This window comes from Streptomyces sp. NPDC088553 (assembly GCF_044752965.1).
GTDB lineage: Bacteria > Actinomycetota > Actinomycetes > Streptomycetales > Streptomycetaceae > Streptomyces.
In genome coordinates this window covers 684937-700533 of the sequence record NZ_JBIVMG010000002.1, presented here as the reverse complement: position 1 = coordinate 700533, position 15597 = coordinate 684937, and the positions used below count along the sequence as shown (strand labels likewise).

The following is a 15597-nucleotide window of genomic DNA, read 5'->3' as shown; positions in this document are numbered from 1 at the left end:
GCGCCGGGTGCGACACGGACGGAGCGGACGCTGACCGAGCGGGCGGGGGTACGGGAACGATGGCGGAGACGACGCGGCGGGCGGCGGAGGAGAGTGGCGGTCCCGGCCCTGGCAGCGGCGCGAGCCCTGGCCCCGGCCCTGAGACCGGCACCAGTCCTGCCTCCGCCCCCGGCTCCGGTGCGCTGCGCGTCGGTGTCCTCGCCTACCCGGGCTGCTTCGCGTCCGAAGTCTTCGGAGTCCCCGACCTGTTGACGATGGCCGCGCACGTCGCCGGACCGGAGGCGCCCGGTTACCAGGTGTCGATCGTCTCGCCCCGACGCCGGGTCACCGCCTCGGGCGGCGTGAGCCTGGACGTGCGTCCGCTGCGGGAGGTCGACGTCCTCGTCGTCCCCGGTTTCGAGCTGGCCGCGGCCACGGACCTCGACGCACACCTCGCCGCGCTGGCCCCCGAGGTCGCGGCGATCCGGGCGCGGGCCGCCGCCGGCACCGCCGTCGTCTCGCTCTGCGTCGGCGCGTTCCTGCTCGCCGCCGCCGGGCTGCTCGACGGGCGCCGGGCCACCACGTCCTGGCTGTACGCCGGTGAACTGGCCGGGCGCTGCCCGGAGGCCGACATCCGGCCCGAGCACCTGGTCGTCACCGACAGGGGCGTCACGACCACGGCCGCGTTCAGCGCCATGTACGACTTCGCGCTGGACCTGATCCGCCGGCACAGCGGCGCCCGGGTGGCCCGGACCACGGCGCGGGTCGCGCTCGTCGACGACGCTCGGAGCTCCCAGACCCCGTACGTCGACCCGCGGCTCCTCCCGCAGACGGGCGGCGAGTTCTCCCAGCGGGTCATGAGGCGGCTGGACCAGAACCTTGCCGAGCGGTACGACCTGGCCGCGCTCGCGGACGCCTTCCGGGTCAGCACCCGCACCCTGCTGCGCCGCTTCGCCGAGGAGACCGGACACAGCCCGCTGGCGCATCTGCAGGTCTCCCGGGTGCGGCGCGCCCGCCACCTCCTGGAGGCCACCGACCGCACGGTCGCCGCCGTCGCCGCGGCCGTCGGCTACCAGGACCCGGGCACCTTCGCCGCGCTCTTCGCCCGCCACACCGGCCACCGCCCGAGCGCCTACCGGGCCGCGTTCCGCCGTACCGCACCGTCCGACGCGGCCCTCGGACCTCAGACCTCGGACCTCAGACCTCGGGAAGGGACGGATCGGGCGTCCAGGGGGTCGGTGCGGTGATGGCCCAGCGTTCGTGGTCGCGCCAGCCCCCGTCGATGTAGAGGTAGGCGGGGGAGAGGCCCTCGTAGCGGAAGCCCAGCCGCTGGACGACGGCCAGGGAGGACTTGTTCCCCGGCTGGATGTTGGCCTCCAGACGGTGCAGCCGCAGCTCCGTGAAGGCGTACTCCAGGGTGGCGGTGAGCCCCTCGGTCATGTAACCGCGCCCCGCGGACGGGGCGAAGGCCGCATAGCCGAGGGACGCGCCCTGGTAGCGGCCCCGGATGATCGAATTGATGTTGACCATGCCGGCGGCCGCGCCGGTCTCCTTGACGCGGATCAGCAGGCCCCGGCTGGTGCCGTCGTCGAAACGGCGCATCCAGGTGCGGAAATCCTCCGCGGTGGAGGGAAGTTGCATCCAGGGCCCGTGCAACTCGGCGCTGGCGCGCACGAGCGAGCAGAACTCGTCCTGGTCGGAGAGGGTGAGCGGGTGCAGTGCGACCCGTGACGGAGTGGTGAACATGGGGCCAACGGTATCCCCGGCCCCCGGGCGGTCAGTGGATCCTGTGCTCCGTCCAGAACGGGCCGAGGTCCTTCGGGGTCGCCGCCTGGGCCGCGCGCGTGAAGTCCGCGGTGGTGGCGACGCCCAGCCAGTGGTCCCGTACGTAGCCGCGCAGCATGGCCGCCATCGCCGGGCCGCCCAGGACGCGCTCCAGGTCGTGCAGGGCGCAGGAGCCGCGCCGGTAGACCACACGGACGTACTCCGAACGGCGCCCGTCCGCGTAGTAGGCCATGGACCGAGTGAGGGCGGCCGTGTCGCTGGGCCACATGCCCTGCTCGTCCCAGCAGGTGGTGGTGTCGAGGCGGTAGTAGAGCTCGTTCGCGTACTGGGCGAAGGACTCGTCCAGCCACGGCGCGGCGAACTGGTCGTTGCCGACGATGCCGTAGAACCACTGGTGGGCGATCTCGTGGACGACGGCGGACCCCTCCGGTTCGGTCCACAGCAGGACGAGGCCCGGAAACTCCATGCTGCCGAAGTCGTCGAGGTTGTCGCTCATGACGAGGTCCAGCTCGCCGTACGGATAGCGGCCGAAGCGCTCGCCGAACTCGTCGACCGAGCCGACGGCGTCCCGCAGATCGGTGGCGACGCCCTCGGGGGACGTGGTGGCGGTCCAGTACGCGTTCAGCCGGACCCCGCCGGGCGTGGTCACCGTCCTCGACGCGAAGGGACCCGCCGCCCACGCGAAGTCCCGTACCCCGCGCGCGACGCTGGTCGTGACCGTGCGGCCGGGCGCGCCCGCGCGCCGGGTGGTGGTGCCCGTCGCGGGGACGACGAGCGCGCTCGGGTGGTCGAGGGAGACGCGGAAGTCACCGGTCAGGGTGTGGAAGCTCTCGCCGAAGCCGACGTCAGGGTCGAGGTGCCGGCCCTGTGCGTCGCGCACGGACAGCAGCGGCAGCGCGTTGCCGAGATAGCGGTACGCGCCGTCCTTGCCGAAGCGGTGGACGCGGTCCGGGACGGTGATCGCGACGTCGAAGGACACGCTCGCGCGCGCCCCGTACGGCAGGGGCGCCGGCAGATCGATCCGCAACGCGGTGCAGCCCACGGTGAGCGGCCGCGGTGTGCCGCCGACGACCCCGCTCACCCGGACCGGGGACGGACCGCCCGGGGTCCCGCAGCCGTCGGTGCCGTTGCCCCACAGCCGTACGTCGACCGAACGCAGCGGAGTGCGGGCGGCGTTACGGAAGGAGACCGTCTGGCGGCCGGTCCAGCGCGAGCCGTCGTCGTCGGCGCGCAGCGCCACGTCGTACGAGGGGCGGTCCGGCGTCGCCACCCGCACCGGGGCCGTGGAGTCCGCCGGGGCCTGCGCCACGGCCGACTGCGGGACGAGCAGCAGGACGGCTGCGAGGGCGAGCGTCGGCGCCCGCCAGAACCGGAGCGAGGTCATGACAAGCACGCTAGAAGGTGAGTACGCCCGGACGGAGGTGTTCCGGGGCGAAGCCGCGACGGCGCCGCGCTACGCGGCGGACGTCCCGCGGAGGAGCTCGTCGGCCGCGCGGACCCGATGGAGGTGGATGAGCACGTCGTAGGCTCGGCCGAGGGCGAGGGTGGGCAGGGGATCGGCGGTGAAGGTCGAGCCTGCGTCGTAGACCGGCCGGGCACGGTCGAACCAGGCACGCGCCTCGGCGGGCGCGGTCCGCAGATCCAGATAGAAGTCCCGGTGTGCGACGCGGTCCAGGAGGTGCTCGTTCATCCCGGGGCGCGCCGCCGGCACGGTGACCGGCTTCCAGTCCCCGCCCAGGGCCGCGTCCTTGGTGAGGAAGGAGCCGCCGGCGAAGGCGAAGCCGATCGAGACGTAGCCGCCGCCCAGACGGTCGCGCAGGACGGAGCCCTGCGTCCGCGGGTACATGTCGGGGTGGGTCGAGAGGTATCCGACGTGGCCGTTGTGGGCGGACAGGAGCATCCTGTGGCCGGTCTGGCGCTGCCACCACAGGACGTTGTCCGCCATGGCCTGGTCGCGCAGGCGCTCCGCGGTGGTGACCGAGGCCGGATCGGCGAGGTCGACGGCGGCGAAGGCGAAGGTCTGCGCGATGTTGCGGGCGTGCTGCACCGTCCACGCACGGTCGTCGCCGGCCGCCGGGTGCTCGGCGACCAGATCGAGTGCCTCCTGGGCCCGCACGGCGTTCGCCTCGCGTTCCGCGACCGGTATGCGCAGGTAGCCGAAGATGTCGTCGAAGGGGCGCAGTCCGGCGTACAACTCGGTCAGCCGGGGCAGGACCTCCGGCCGGGTCCCGCCGACGGACGACAGTACGCGTTCGAAGATGTGGTCGCCGAGCTGTGGAGCCCCCAGGTCGTCCCCCATGAAGTGGACGCGGTGGCCGGGGCGGCGGCGGTTGTGCTCACGCATCCAGCCGATGAGGCTGACGAACTCCTCGCGCTCCCAAGGGGATCCGGCCAGCGTCTCCGCCGCGATCCGCCGTGGGTCGCCCGGGCCGCCCTGGAGGTACTCGTCGATCCTGAGCCCTGCCGACCAGCTCATCTCCAGGGCGAAGGTGGTGAAGCCGTGCTCGTCGACGAGGTGCCGGAAGACGCGTTCCTTCATCGCGAAGAACTCGTGCGAACCGTGCGTGGCCTCGCCGAGGCCCACCACCCTCGCGCCGCCGACCATGGCGCTCAGCGCCCGCAGGTCCCCGGTCCGGCCACCGGGCTCCGTGGAACGCAGCGGGTGAGCGACCCGTTCCAGGGACCGTATGAGGCCGGTCTCCTGGTGCGCCGAGCCCGAGCCGGCGGGCACGGCCGAGGCGGCGGACCCGGCGTGTGGGATCGACGACGCCCGCACGGCCGGTGCCGCGGCGGACGCGGGAGTGGTCACTGCCGCGGCGGCGAGTGCTCCCGTGAGCGCGAGGAACCCTCGTCGGCCGGTCGTCTTCGTGTACCTGTGCATTCCGATCACTCCTTGCGTGCGACGGCTCCCCGAGCCGATGAAGTGATCTTCGTGTGCCGGTGCGCGGAACGCGCTGGGGTGCCCCACCGGCTTTCCCCGGGGGGCAGCCCCACCGTGTTCGCGCCCGCTGACCGGATGGTCCGGCGCATCCCGGACCGAGCAGGGTGGGTCGGGCACACCAGGATGTACGAGGAAGGGAACCCCCTGTGTTCAGCTTGAAGTCGGCCGGCCGCCGCGCGGCGCGCACCACGGCCGTCGGCGCGCTCGCCGTCGCGACCTGCGCCACCCTGATGGCCGGCAGCGCCGGAGCGATCGTCAACGGGAACGATGCCACGGAGCGCTATCCGTTCATGGCGACGATCCCCGAGTCGGCCCCGAAGCACGGGTTGTACGACGGAAACTGCGGCGCCTCGCTGATCGACCCCCAGTGGGTGCTGACGGCCGCCCACTGCGTGACCGGTGACGGCCTGGTCCTCGACGGCATCGTCCGGATCGGCAGCGAGGCGCGGAAGTCGGGGGGAACCGTCAGGCCCATCGAGCGGACTGTCATCCACCCCGGCTTCGTGAGTGGGGACGGTAGGGCCGCCAACACGAACGACATCGCGCTGGTCCGGCTCGACCGCCCGGTCTCCGAGCAGCCCGTCAGGATCGCGGAGCGGGCCGGACGGCCCGGGACCCCGACCCGGATCCTGGGATTCGGCACCACCGTCGACACCGAACTGAAGTTCGCGGAGCGGCTGCAGGAGCTGAGGACGCGCACGGGTGCCGTCGGCGAGTGCGCCCCCGGCTACGCGGACCGGACCCGGTTGTGCACGATCAGCCAGGTGCCGGGGGCCATGGCGTGCTTCGGGGACTCCGGCGGGCCGCAGCTCCAGAAGGGCAGGCACGGGCGGTGGGAGCTCGTCGGGGCCACCTCGGGTCCCGGCGCCCCGGGGGTCGCCTGCTCGGCCGGGCCGGGTCTCTACACCCATGTGCCCGCGTACGCGGACTGGATCCGGAAGACGATCAGGAAGACCCCCGGGCACGCCTCCTGATCCCGCTCGCGGATTCCCCGGGACGCGGCGCAACCCCGGGGCCGGCCGGACGTCTGTCGAGATGACGCCACGCGTGGGGCGCCGGGAGCCGCTCCCGGCGCCCCACGCGCACGGCACACCGTTCACCGCCCACGGCTCATGGAGACCGACTCTTGAAGCACGCCGACACACCGACACCCGCACCCACGGCCGCCCGCCGCCTGCCGCGCGCCTGCGCCCTCACCGCCGCCACGGCGGCCCTCCTCGTACCGCAGGCCCTGACGGGAAGCCCCGCCACCGCCGTCACCCCCGCCGCCGCCCAGGGCCCGCGCGACGTCACCGCCGTCACCTACGACCTGGGCGACCAGGCGTACCGGCTGCCGGGAACCGGGGAGCCGGTCGAGATCGCCGGGACCGTCCACTACCCGACGGATCTCGGGTCCGCGCCGCGGCCCCTCGTCGTCCAGCTGCACGGCTGGCACGAGACCTGCGCGGACCGGGCGGCCGAGGAGGCCCGCTCCGCCGCCGAACGCGCCCAGGACTGGGAGGCGTTCGCCGCCGCGAGCGTGAAGCTGTTCAGCTGGCCCTGCGCCCCCGGCATCCGCCCGATCGCCAACGACCGGGGCTACGACCACCTCGGCGAGCGACTGGCCCGCCGCGGCTTCGTCGTGGTGTCCATCCGCGCCAACGGCATCAACGCCGCGTCGGTGTGGGGAGACGAGAACGCCTCCGCCCGGGCCGACCTGATCAACAGACACCTGGCCCTGTGGCAGCAGCTCAGCGCCTCGGGCCGTGGCGGTCTCGCGGGCGCGTTCCGCGACGCGGCGACGGGCGCACCGCACCACGTCGACTTCCGGCACCACGTCGACCTGAACAAGGTCGGCACCATGGGCCACTCCCGTGGCGGCGCGGGCGTGACCTGGCAGGCGGCCGAACGCCACAAGGACCAGTGGCCCACCGGAGTCAAGGTCAGGGCCGTCCTCGCACTGGCCCCCGCCTACAACGTCATGACCGAGGACATGACCGCGTACGAGATCACGAAGACCCCCATGGCCGTGCTCCGCGGGACCTGTGACGGTCAGGTCGGCCGGGAGGCCTTCTCCTTCGCCGCCGACGCCACCGCCCGGAGCACCGCCGGCTTCCGCCGGATCGCGATACCCGGTGCGAACCACAACTACTTCAACACCGAGTGGTCGCCGGAGAGCGGAGAGGTCGCCGCCCGCGACGACGCGGGACACGACCCCGACCGGCCCGGCCAGTGCACCGAACCCGGTGGCACCGCCTACACGCCCCAGCTGACCGAAGCCGCCCAGCGCCGGGTCGGCGCGGCCTACGCCGAGGCCTTCTTCCGGCGGTACCTCGGCGACGACAGGCGGTTCTGAGCCCGGGTGAGGAGAGGAATCGGCCCAAAACCGGCCCCACCGGCGGTATAGGGTCGCTGGAGGCCGGCCCGGCGACGACGGTCGGACACGACGGGGGGCTCGCCTTGGAACGCCTGGCCGAAGGGGACCGGACCACGCCCGCGGTGCTGCCCGCGCCGATGCGCGGACGGCTCGGGCTGACGGCGGCCGTCGCCGCCCTGCTGGTCGTGGTGCTCGGGGTCCTGTACGCCGACGCCGGCCGACCCGGCAGCGTGGACGCGCGGATCCTGACCGCGGTCGAGGGGGTGGGGCCGCGGGCCCGGCACATCGCCCTGGCCACGGACTTCCTGGGCGAGCCGGTGGGCGCGGCGGCGCTGGTCGCGGCCGTCGTCACGGGCTGCCTGCTGCTGCGGCGTCCTCGCGCGGCGGTGCTCGTCGTCGCCGGCGTCGGCCTCGCCGTGGTGACGACGAGGCTGCTCAAGCACCTGGTGGGACGCACCATCCACGGCGACGAGAACCTCTCGTACCCGAGCGGGCACACCGCCTTCCTCACCGCGCTCGCACTCGTCGTGACGCTGCTCGCGACCGGCCGTTCCGGCCTCGGCAGGACGGCCGGAACGTCACTCGTGCTGCTCGTGGCGCTCGTCGCCGGCGCCGCCATGGGCTGGGCACAGGTCGTCCTGGGCGCCCACTACCCGACCGACGCCCTCGGCGGCTGGTTCACCGCGCTCGCGGTGATCCCGGCGACCGCGTGGCTGGTCGACCGGGTGGCCGACTCCGTGCGCCGGAAGGCCCGCTGACGTGACGTCACCCCACGCGGGGTGACGTCACGTCGAGCCGCTCACACCAGGCGCCGGAAGACGGGCTTCACCGGCCGCCCGGCCAGCCACGGGGTGGGGTCGGCGGCGTCCAGGGCCTTCCGGTACACCGCGCACGCCTGGGCCACCACCTCGACCGTGCGGTCGATGTCGTCGTCGTCGAGCGCGCTGCTCACCACGAACGACGGGGCGAGCACCCCACCCGCGAGGAGCCGGCGAAGGAACAGCGTGCGGTACTCCTGCGACGGCCGCCCGTGCTCGTCGAGGGTGGCGAAGACCAGGTTGCTGGCCCGGCCCCGGACGACGAGGTGGTCGCCGACGCCCATGGCGGCGGCGGCCTCGCGGACCCCGGCGGCCAACCGCTCACCGAGGGCGTGCAACCGCGCGGTGATGCCCTCCTCGGCGTAGGTGGTCTGCACGGCCGACGCGGCGGCGAGCGCGTGCGTCTCCGCGCCGTGCGTGGTGGACAGCAGGAACACCCGGTCGCCGGAGTGGCGCAGCCCGCCCCACTCCATCAGTTCGCGGCGCCCGGCGAGCGCGGAGACGGCGAACCCGTTCCCCAGCGCCTTGCCGAACGTGGAGAGGTCGGGGACCACGCCGTACAGACCCTGCGCCCCCGCCTCGGACCAGCGCAGACCGGTGATCATCTCGTCGAAGACCAGGACGCAGCCGTGCCGGTCGGCCAGCTCGCGCAGGCCGGCGAGGTACCCGGGCGGGGGTTCGGCGTGCCCGGCGGGTTCGAGGATCAGACAGGCGACCTCGTCCCGGTACCGGGTGAGCAGCTCCTCCGTGGCGGCCAGGTCCCCGTAAGGGAACGCCACGGTGAGATCGGTGGTCGCCGCCGGGATGCCGGCGGACATCGGCGTGGTGCCGATGAACCAGTCGTCGACGGAGAAGAACGGGTGGTCGCCGCAGACGGCCACCCGCGGGCGCCCGGTGACGGCGCGGGCGAGGCGTACCGCGGCGGTGGTGACGTCGGAGCCGTTCTTCGCGAACTTGACCATCTCGGCGGTCGGCACCGTGGCCAGGAAGCGTTCGGCGGCCTCGACCTCCACGATGGAGGGCCGGACGAAGTTGCCGCCGCGGTCGATCTCCCGCCGTACGGCTTCGAGCACGCGCGGGTGGGCGTGGCCGAGACTGACCGACCGCAGGCCGGAGCCGTACTCGATGTAGCGGTTGCCGTCGACGTCCCACACATGGGCGCCGCGGCCGTGGCTGATGACCGGGGCCAGGTTCTCGGGGTACTGGTCGTCGCCCTTGGCGTAGGTGTGCGCGCCCCCGGGGATCAGGGCGTGCAGTCGCTCGTTCGCCTGCCGCGAGCGAGGCAGGGAGAACTCTTCGGTGTCTTCGGTCGCTTCGGTCACTTCGGTGTCCACGCGGACTTCACTCTCCAGGGCGTCAGGACGTGTGCTTCAGGGCCTCGGCGAGGCTCGGCGCCTCCCGGTCCCGCGGGGACATCGACACGGGCGGCAGCGGCCAGGGGATGGCGAGTTCCGGGTCGTCGAAGGCGATCGTCACGTCCTCGGCCGGGTCGTGCGGGCGGTCGATCCGGTACGAGGTGTCGGCGGTATCGGTCAGCGCCTGGAAGCCGTGCGCGCACCCCGCGGGGATGTAGAGGGTCGTCTGCGTCTCGCCGGACAGCTCGAAGAAGGCCCGGTTGCGGTAGGTCGGCGAGTCCGTCCGCAGGTCGACGACGACGTCGAAGATCCTGCCGTACGAGCACCGCACCAGCTTGGCCTCGCCGGCGCCGGAGCGCAGGTGCATGCCGCGCAGCACGCCCCGGACCGAACGGGACACGCTGTCCTGGACGAAGGCGTCCGGGTCGAGGCCCACCGAGCGGACCACGTCGGCGTCGAACGTGCGGCAGAAGAAGCCGCGTTCGTCGGCGTACGGCGTCGGCTCGAACAGGTACGCGCCGTCGATCTCCGGGACTTCGATCGCTTTCATGGGGTCTCCCGCAGGGCGTGGGCGTGGGCACGGCCGGTTCTCGGGAACACGGCCGTGGTCAGGGCGGTGAACTGCTCCTCCAGTTGCCGGGCGACGGTCAGGTTCCGCTCGGCGAGGGTTCGTCGCAGCTCCGCGGCGTGCTTCTCCAGCTCCCGGAACGCGTCGAGCAGCCGCTCGGCGTCGACCTCGCGAGCCGGGTGGCGGTACGCGCCGAGGCCCATCCGGTCCATGAGCGCGTCGCTCTTCGCCGCGTAGCTGAGCGCGAGCGTCGGCACGCCGACCTTCAGCGCGCAGACCAGGTTGTGGTACCGGGTCGCCACCACGGCGTCGGCGGCCGCCATCTCCTTCATCAGGTCGTCGAGCGAGGCCGTCTCGGCGGCGGTGACCAGCGGGGAGTCCACCGCGTCGAGGATCGCGGCGACCACCTCCCCGTCGACCTCGTCGCCGGTGAGCAGCCGGACCGGCCTGCCGTCCTCGACCAGGGCGCGGACGAAGCGGGTCGTCCCGTCCAGGTAGCGCCGGTGGATCTCCTCGGCCAGGGCGCGGTCGTCGTCGCCGCCGTGGAAGGCCATGACGCCGACGCACACCGGTCCCGGCGTCCCCGAGGGGGCGGGCGACGGCGGTGTCGGCAGGGCGAAGGCGAGGTCCGGGTGGACCTCGTCGCGCGCGGTGTCCACCCCCATCGCCCGCAGGGCGTCGCGGGACTGGTCGTCCCGGTACGACCGGTACGCGGCGAGCCGCGCCGACCGGCGCACCAGGGCCCGGGTCGCCCGGTTGCCGATCGGGGCGGCGCCGACGCCGACCAGCGCGACCCGGGTGCCGAACAGCCGGCCGGACGCGCAGAGCAGGAACAGCGCGTACGGGAAGCCCCACGGCCGCAGCGGCAGCGTGGCCTCCAGGACGCCCATGCCCGGCACGATCACCACGTCGTGCCGGCGCACCCAGGCGGCGGTGCGGACGGCGTCGACGAGTTTGCCGAGCCCCTTCCCCACGACCGCGCCCGCCCGCGACGCGGTCCGGTACTCCCCGCGGTACCAGTGCAGCCGTGTCGCGGGCAGCCGGTGCCGGAGCCGTACGACCTCGGGACCGCCGCACATCGCGTCCACGGTCGCCTCCGGGTGGTCCCGGCGGAGGTACGCGAGCACGGCCTCCATCGACCCGTCGTTGCCGAGGTTGCCGGAGCCGAGCAGCCCGAACAGCCCGACGCGGACCGGAGGCCCCGCCGGGGGCCTCATGTCCGCCTGCCTTCCCGGCCGGCCACGATGGCGTCGAGGGAGACGGTGAGCCGGGCCGGATCGACCGGGGCGCGGTCCTCGACCCGCTCGCCGGCGCCCGGCCGGGCCCGGCTCGCCGCCCAGGAGACGAGATGGCCGTAGCACGCGCGCCGGTCCGCCGGCGACAGCGGCGCCCGCCGGATCGCCGCGACGAACCCCCACACGTACTCGGCGAGCAGCCGGGGCGTCGGGTGCAGCGGGCCGGCCCGGCGCGGGTCCAGGTTGACGCAGCGGGAGCGCTTGGAGGGGTTGGCCCGTTCGGCGCGGGTGGGATGGTCCCGGCGGAAGTACAGCAGCTCCGGCACCTGGTGGAAGGGCCCGTGCAGGCCGATCTCGGAGACGAACGTGCGGTCCGCGTGGTGGTAGCTGTCGTGCGGCTTCACCCGGCGCAGCACGTCGGCCCGCATCACCCCGTAGAAGTCGTCCCCGCCGGGTTCGAAGAGCATGCTGCGGAAGCGCTCCGGCGCGCGCGGCGAGTCGGTGGCGAGCGTGTAGTCGTACGGGACCTTCACCCGGCCCTCGCCGTCGATGACGGCCTGGTCGGCGTGGGCCAGGATCACGTCCGGCCGCTCGTCCAGCGCGTCCACGCAGCGCCGCAGCAGGTCACGGGCGTACAGGTCGTCGTGCGAGGCCCACTTGAACAGCTCGCCGCGGCACTGGGTGAACACATAGTTGTGGTTCGGTGCGGCGCCGATGTTCCGGGTCAGCCGGATGTACCGGATGCGCGAGTCCCGTGCCGCGTACGCGCGGCAGATGTCCTGGGTGCCGTCGGTCGAGGCGTTGTCGGAGATGACCAGCTCGAAGTCCTCGTAGGTCTGACCGAGCAGGGCGTCGAGTGCCTCGGCGAGGTACTCCTCGCCGTTGTACACGGGCAGGCCGATGCCGAGCCGGGGTGGGGCGGTCATGGTGTCCTCACTTCGGGAAGGGGGTTCTGGTGGTGCTCGCGCAGGGCGGACCGCAGCTCCAGCCACCACACGGCCGAGCTGCCGAGCGTCGCGGCGGCGACGCCCCAGGCCGAGCCGACGGTGCCGGCGACGACCGCCCCGCCGAGCCCGCCGCCGACATAGAGGGTGGAGGCGATCAGCTGGCAGCGCAGGCTGCGCCGGGCCGCGGCGAGCGCGCGGAGCCCGGCCGCCGCGCCGGTGCCGAGGCTCGCGGCCGCGACGCCGAGCGTGGCCGGCACGATGAGCTCCGAGGCGGCGTGCCAGACGCCGCCGAGCACGAGCTCACCGAGCCGGTCCGGCACGAGCAGCAGCGCCGCGCCCCAGAGCAGCGCGGCGGCGGCCTGCCCGCCGCCGAGCAGGAGGCAGAACGCGCGCAGCCGGTGCGGGGCCTGCCGCAGCACCCGTGCCGCCTCCGCGACGGTCACGAGCGACAGGCCCATCAGGACGGCGAGGAAGGGGCCGAGCAGGAGCTCGGCGCCCCGGACCACGCCGACCGCGCTGACGCCGACGATCGCGCCGAGCCCGTACGCCCGCAGCTGGCCCGCGCCGCTGACGCCGACGTTCTCGACGAGGTACCGGTAGCCGAGGTCGCGCTGTTCGCGCGTCCAGGCGCGCGCCTCGGCCGGCCGGGGCGCGATGCCGGACTGGAGGTAGCCGTATCCCGCGGCCACCGCGGCGGACGCCCCCCAGGCGAGCACGAAGGCGGCCACGCTGCCCACGCGGGCCGCCACGACCATGGCGGGGACGAGCGCGACGCCCATCACGAGGTCGTTCACGAACGCCTTGCGCCCGGCGCCCGCGGCGAAGAACGAGAACCGCCAGGCGTCCTGGAGCAACAGCCCCGGCAGGACGACGCCGAGGCAGGCGAACGCGGATCCCACCGAGCCGCCGAGCCCGAGTCCGAGGACCAGGCACAGCGCGCCGATGGCGGCGCCGACGCCGAGGGCGGTACCCGAGGACCGGGCCACCGCCCCGCGCCAGGACGCCTCCGGCACGCCGCTGAAGCGCACCGTGAGCGGGTCGGTGGCCAGCCCGCGGGAGACGCCGAGCACGACGCCGAAGGTCACCCAGGCCAGGGTGAACACGCCGAACGCGGCCAGCCCGAGCGAGCGTGCCACATAGATGCCCACCACGAAGTTGGTCGCGCTGGACGCCGCCTGGTCGGCGAGCCCCCAGGACAGCCGGCCGGCCATGGCCCGCCGCGCGGTCGGCCGGGCGGGTCCGGCCGGGTCCGCGGGCGTCGTCGTCTTCTCCCTCTCGGCGCTCGTCACGTCATGCCTTGATCAGTCCGGCGGCGGCCAGGGCCTCGGCCGCGCCGGCGACCGAGTCGAACGGCAGCCCGGACCGCTCGGCGACGTCCAGCAGACCGCGCTCGCCGTCGGCCATGCTGAGCACCCACAGCATCGCCATCTGGGCCTGCTTCGCGTCGCTGCGGCCGCCGAGCGAGTCGTACAGCCCACGCCGGCCCAACTGCGGCTCGCCGTACGGGCTGAGATTGACGTACCGCCGGTTGCGGTCGAGTACGGAGAACGCCTCGCGGCAGACGGCCAGCGTGTCCTCCATCGCCTCCGGGGAGACGAGGTCCGGGTTGTCCGCCGAGGTGTGGTACTCGGGGTACCCGGCGTACGGAGTCCGGCTGAGCGAGCCCACCCCGAGGTCGAACCCGGGGGAGCAGTACTGCCGCTCGTCGTAGCCGTACGGCGTGAACTCGTTGACCTGGTGCGGGCGTTCGGATGCGGCGAGGACGTGCGCCATCACCCGGTCGATCTCCGCGTCGCCGCGCCTGCTCCGCTTGTACGTCAGCCGGCCCGAGTCGCCGGCGCAGGCCAGCACGAGGCCGTGCTTGACCTGCTCGATCCGCTCCGCGTTGCGGGCCAGCCAGGTGATCGCCCCGATGGTGCCCGGCGCGTAGATGAACCGGTAGGTGTGGTACGGCGTCTCCTCGGCCAGCGCCCGGGCCAGGAACGTCGCCACCGCGACGCCGGCCAGGTTGTCGTTGGCCAGCGACGGGTGGCAGACGTGGCAGGAGACGATCACCTCGTCGGTGACCTGCCCGGGGACCACGTGCTCGGCGTAGGTGAGGTGGCCGTCCGCGAGCGTGGAGTCCACGCGTACCTCGTACTCGCCGTCCGGCAGTGCGTCCAAGGTCTCCTGGGCCAGGCAGAACCCCCACTCCGGCGTGTAGTAACTGGTGCGGTACGGCACCCACGAAGGGTGTTCCGGCAGGGTGTGCAGGTGCGCGCGCAGCTCCGCCAGCGGCATGGTCCGCGCCACCGGCACGCTGTAGCCGAGCACGTGCAGGCTGGACGCGACGAAGTCGACGACGCGACGGCCCGCGGAGTCGGCGATGTACGCGTCCCGGATGTTCCACTCCTGCGGCACCGTCCAGTCGAGCACCTGCGTCCCGGTCGGCACCTCGTGCACCTCCAGCGGGACGTACTCGCCGACGATGTCCAGGGTGGCGCGCACCCCGTCGCCGGTGATGCTCCGGCAGAGCGGGTACAGCCGCTCCACCAGTTCGTGCATCCGCTCGCCGGCCGAGGCCGTCGGCTCCTCGCCGGCCGCGGTCATCGGCGCCACCGCAGGGTGTCGTCGACCGCGCCGGTCCCGGACGCCGCGCGCAGCACCGCGAGCCGGGTGAAGCGGCGCTCGAAGTCCTCCCGGGTCAGTCCGAACTCCCGGTAGGCGTCAGCGAGTTCGAGCGCCCCCCGCTTCACCGTCCACTCGCAGTCGAAGCCGGGCAGCGCGGCCCGGAACCGGGAGAAGTCCACCCGGTACGAGCGCGGATCGGCACCGGTCTCCCCGGTGATCACCACCTTCGAACCCGACACCGCCTCGGCGACCTGCGCCGCGATCTCGGCGACCGTGACGTTGTTGGTCTCGCTGCCGATGTTGAACGCCCGGTCGTGGACCGCCTCGCGCGGCGCGGTCAGCGCGGCGGAGAAGGCCCGGGCGATGTCGGCGGCGTGCACCAGCGGCCGCCAGGGCGTGCCGTCCGACATCACGAGGACCTCGCCGGACAGGAGCGCGTGACCCACCAGGTTGTTCAGCACGATGTCGGCGCGCAGCCGCGGCGAGAAGCCGAACGCGGTGGCGTTGCGCATGTACACCGGGCTGAAGTCGCCGTCGGCGAGCGCGTGCAGATCGTCCTCCACCCGCACCTTGGACTCCGCGTACGGCGTCACCGGGCGCAGCGGGGCGTCCTCCGCGACCAGTTCGTCACCGCCCGCGGCGCCGTAGACCGAGCAGGTGGACGCGTACAGGAACCGCCGCACCCCGGCGTCCTTGGCCAGCCGGGCCAGCCGCACGGAGGCGTGGTGGTTGATGTCGTAGGTGAGGTCCGGCGCCAGCGACCCCAGAGGGTCGTTGGAGAGCGCGGCCAGATGGATCACGGCGTCCACCCCGGCCACGTGCTCTGCCGTGACGTCGCGCAGGTCCACCCGGTGCCCGGACGGGTCGGCGGGCGACGGGCCGAGCACGCAGTCCGCGAACAGGCCGGAGTCGAGACCGACGACCTCGTGGCCGTCGGCCGCGAGGACCGGGGCCATCACGGTGCCCAAGTAGCCCTGGTGTCCGGTCAGCAGTACGCGCAAGG

Annotated in this window: 14 protein-coding genes; 4 read left to right on the top strand and 10 right to left on the bottom strand. The window is 73.7% G+C overall.

Features of this window, described 5'->3' with window-relative positions; translation table 11 throughout:
- Window positions 1-59 precede the first annotated feature (59 nt).
- Complete coding sequence (locus ACIP8Z_RS08205) at window positions 60-1226, top strand: GlxA family transcriptional regulator (protein ID WP_402080264.1); 1167 nt, start codon at window positions 60-62, stop codon at window positions 1224-1226.
- Here ACIP8Z_RS08205 and ACIP8Z_RS08200 read toward each other — a convergent pair.
- The 3 genes from ACIP8Z_RS08200 to ACIP8Z_RS08190 all read right to left on the bottom strand — a co-directional run bounded on the left by ACIP8Z_RS08200 (window position 1177) and on the right by ACIP8Z_RS08190 (window position 4645).
- On the bottom strand, window positions 1177-1725 hold the full coding sequence (locus ACIP8Z_RS08200) for a GNAT family N-acetyltransferase (RefSeq protein ID WP_402080262.1): 549 nt from the start codon (window positions 1723-1725) through the stop codon (window positions 1177-1179). The genes ACIP8Z_RS08205 and ACIP8Z_RS08200 overlap by 50 nt on opposite strands.
- A 31-nt stretch (window positions 1726-1756) precedes the next feature.
- Window positions 1757-3148 (bottom strand): M1 family metallopeptidase, encoded by a 1392-nt coding sequence (locus ACIP8Z_RS08195; protein WP_402080260.1) that lies wholly within the window; start codon window positions 3146-3148, stop codon window positions 1757-1759.
- Window positions 3149-3217: 69 nt separating this feature from the next.
- Window positions 3218-4645 (bottom strand): erythromycin esterase family protein, encoded by a 1428-nt coding sequence (locus ACIP8Z_RS08190; RefSeq protein WP_402080258.1) that lies wholly within the window; start codon window positions 4643-4645, stop codon window positions 3218-3220.
- A 206-nt stretch (window positions 4646-4851) separates the two neighbouring features.
- Between ACIP8Z_RS08190 and ACIP8Z_RS08185 the strand changes: the two genes are divergently transcribed.
- From ACIP8Z_RS08185 to ACIP8Z_RS08175, 3 genes are all read left to right on the top strand, one after another.
- Entirely contained in the window at window positions 4852-5679 is an 828-nt protein-coding gene (locus ACIP8Z_RS08185) for a S1 family peptidase (RefSeq protein WP_402080255.1), read from the top strand.
- 152 nt (window positions 5680-5831) lie between these two features.
- Window positions 5832-7040, top strand: coding sequence for an alpha/beta hydrolase (locus ACIP8Z_RS08180; RefSeq protein WP_402080253.1), 1209 nt, complete (start codon window positions 5832-5834; stop codon window positions 7038-7040).
- A 158-nt stretch (window positions 7041-7198) separates the two neighbouring features.
- Window positions 7199-7819 carry a phosphatase PAP2 family protein gene (locus ACIP8Z_RS08175; protein ID WP_402080828.1) on the top strand — a complete coding sequence of 207 codons (621 nt, stop codon included), beginning with the start codon at window positions 7199-7201 and terminating at the stop codon, window positions 7817-7819.
- Window positions 7820-7860: 41 nt separating this feature from the next.
- Here the strand turns inward: ACIP8Z_RS08175 and ACIP8Z_RS08170 are convergent, their stop codons facing one another.
- From ACIP8Z_RS08170 to ACIP8Z_RS08140, 7 genes are all read right to left on the bottom strand, one after another.
- Window positions 7861-9201 (bottom strand): glutamate-1-semialdehyde 2,1-aminomutase, encoded by a 1341-nt coding sequence (locus ACIP8Z_RS08170; protein WP_402080251.1) that lies wholly within the window; start codon window positions 9199-9201, stop codon window positions 7861-7863.
- Window positions 9202-9235: 34 nt separating this feature from the next.
- Entirely contained in the window at window positions 9236-9784 is a 549-nt protein-coding gene (gene rfbC / locus ACIP8Z_RS08165; protein ID WP_402080248.1) for a dTDP-4-dehydrorhamnose 3,5-epimerase, read from the bottom strand.
- Window positions 9781-11019, bottom strand: coding sequence for a polysaccharide pyruvyl transferase family protein (locus ACIP8Z_RS08160; protein ID WP_402080245.1), 1239 nt, complete (start codon window positions 11017-11019; stop codon window positions 9781-9783). Before ACIP8Z_RS08160 ends, rfbC begins: the two co-directional genes overlap by 4 nt.
- Window positions 11016-11963: a glycosyltransferase family 2 protein gene (locus ACIP8Z_RS08155; RefSeq protein ID WP_402080242.1), complete on the bottom strand. Its 948-nt coding sequence runs from the start codon at window positions 11961-11963 to the stop codon at window positions 11016-11018. The genes ACIP8Z_RS08160 and ACIP8Z_RS08155 overlap by 4 nt, the downstream gene beginning before the upstream one ends.
- A complete protein-coding gene (locus ACIP8Z_RS08150; protein ID WP_402080826.1) occupies window positions 11960-13195 on the bottom strand; it encodes a hypothetical protein in 1236 nt (411 codons plus the stop codon). The genes ACIP8Z_RS08155 and ACIP8Z_RS08150 overlap by 4 nt, the downstream gene beginning before the upstream one ends.
- Window positions 13196-13274: 79 nt before the next feature.
- Entirely contained in the window at window positions 13275-14573 is a 1299-nt protein-coding gene (locus tag ACIP8Z_RS08145; RefSeq protein ID WP_402080240.1) for a DUF4910 domain-containing protein, read from the bottom strand.
- On the bottom strand, window positions 14570-15595 hold the full coding sequence (locus ACIP8Z_RS08140) for an NAD-dependent epimerase/dehydratase family protein (protein ID WP_402080237.1): 1026 nt from the start codon (window positions 15593-15595) through the stop codon (window positions 14570-14572). The genes ACIP8Z_RS08145 and ACIP8Z_RS08140 overlap by 4 nt, the downstream gene beginning before the upstream one ends.
- Between the last annotated feature and the right edge of the window lie 2 nt (window positions 15596-15597).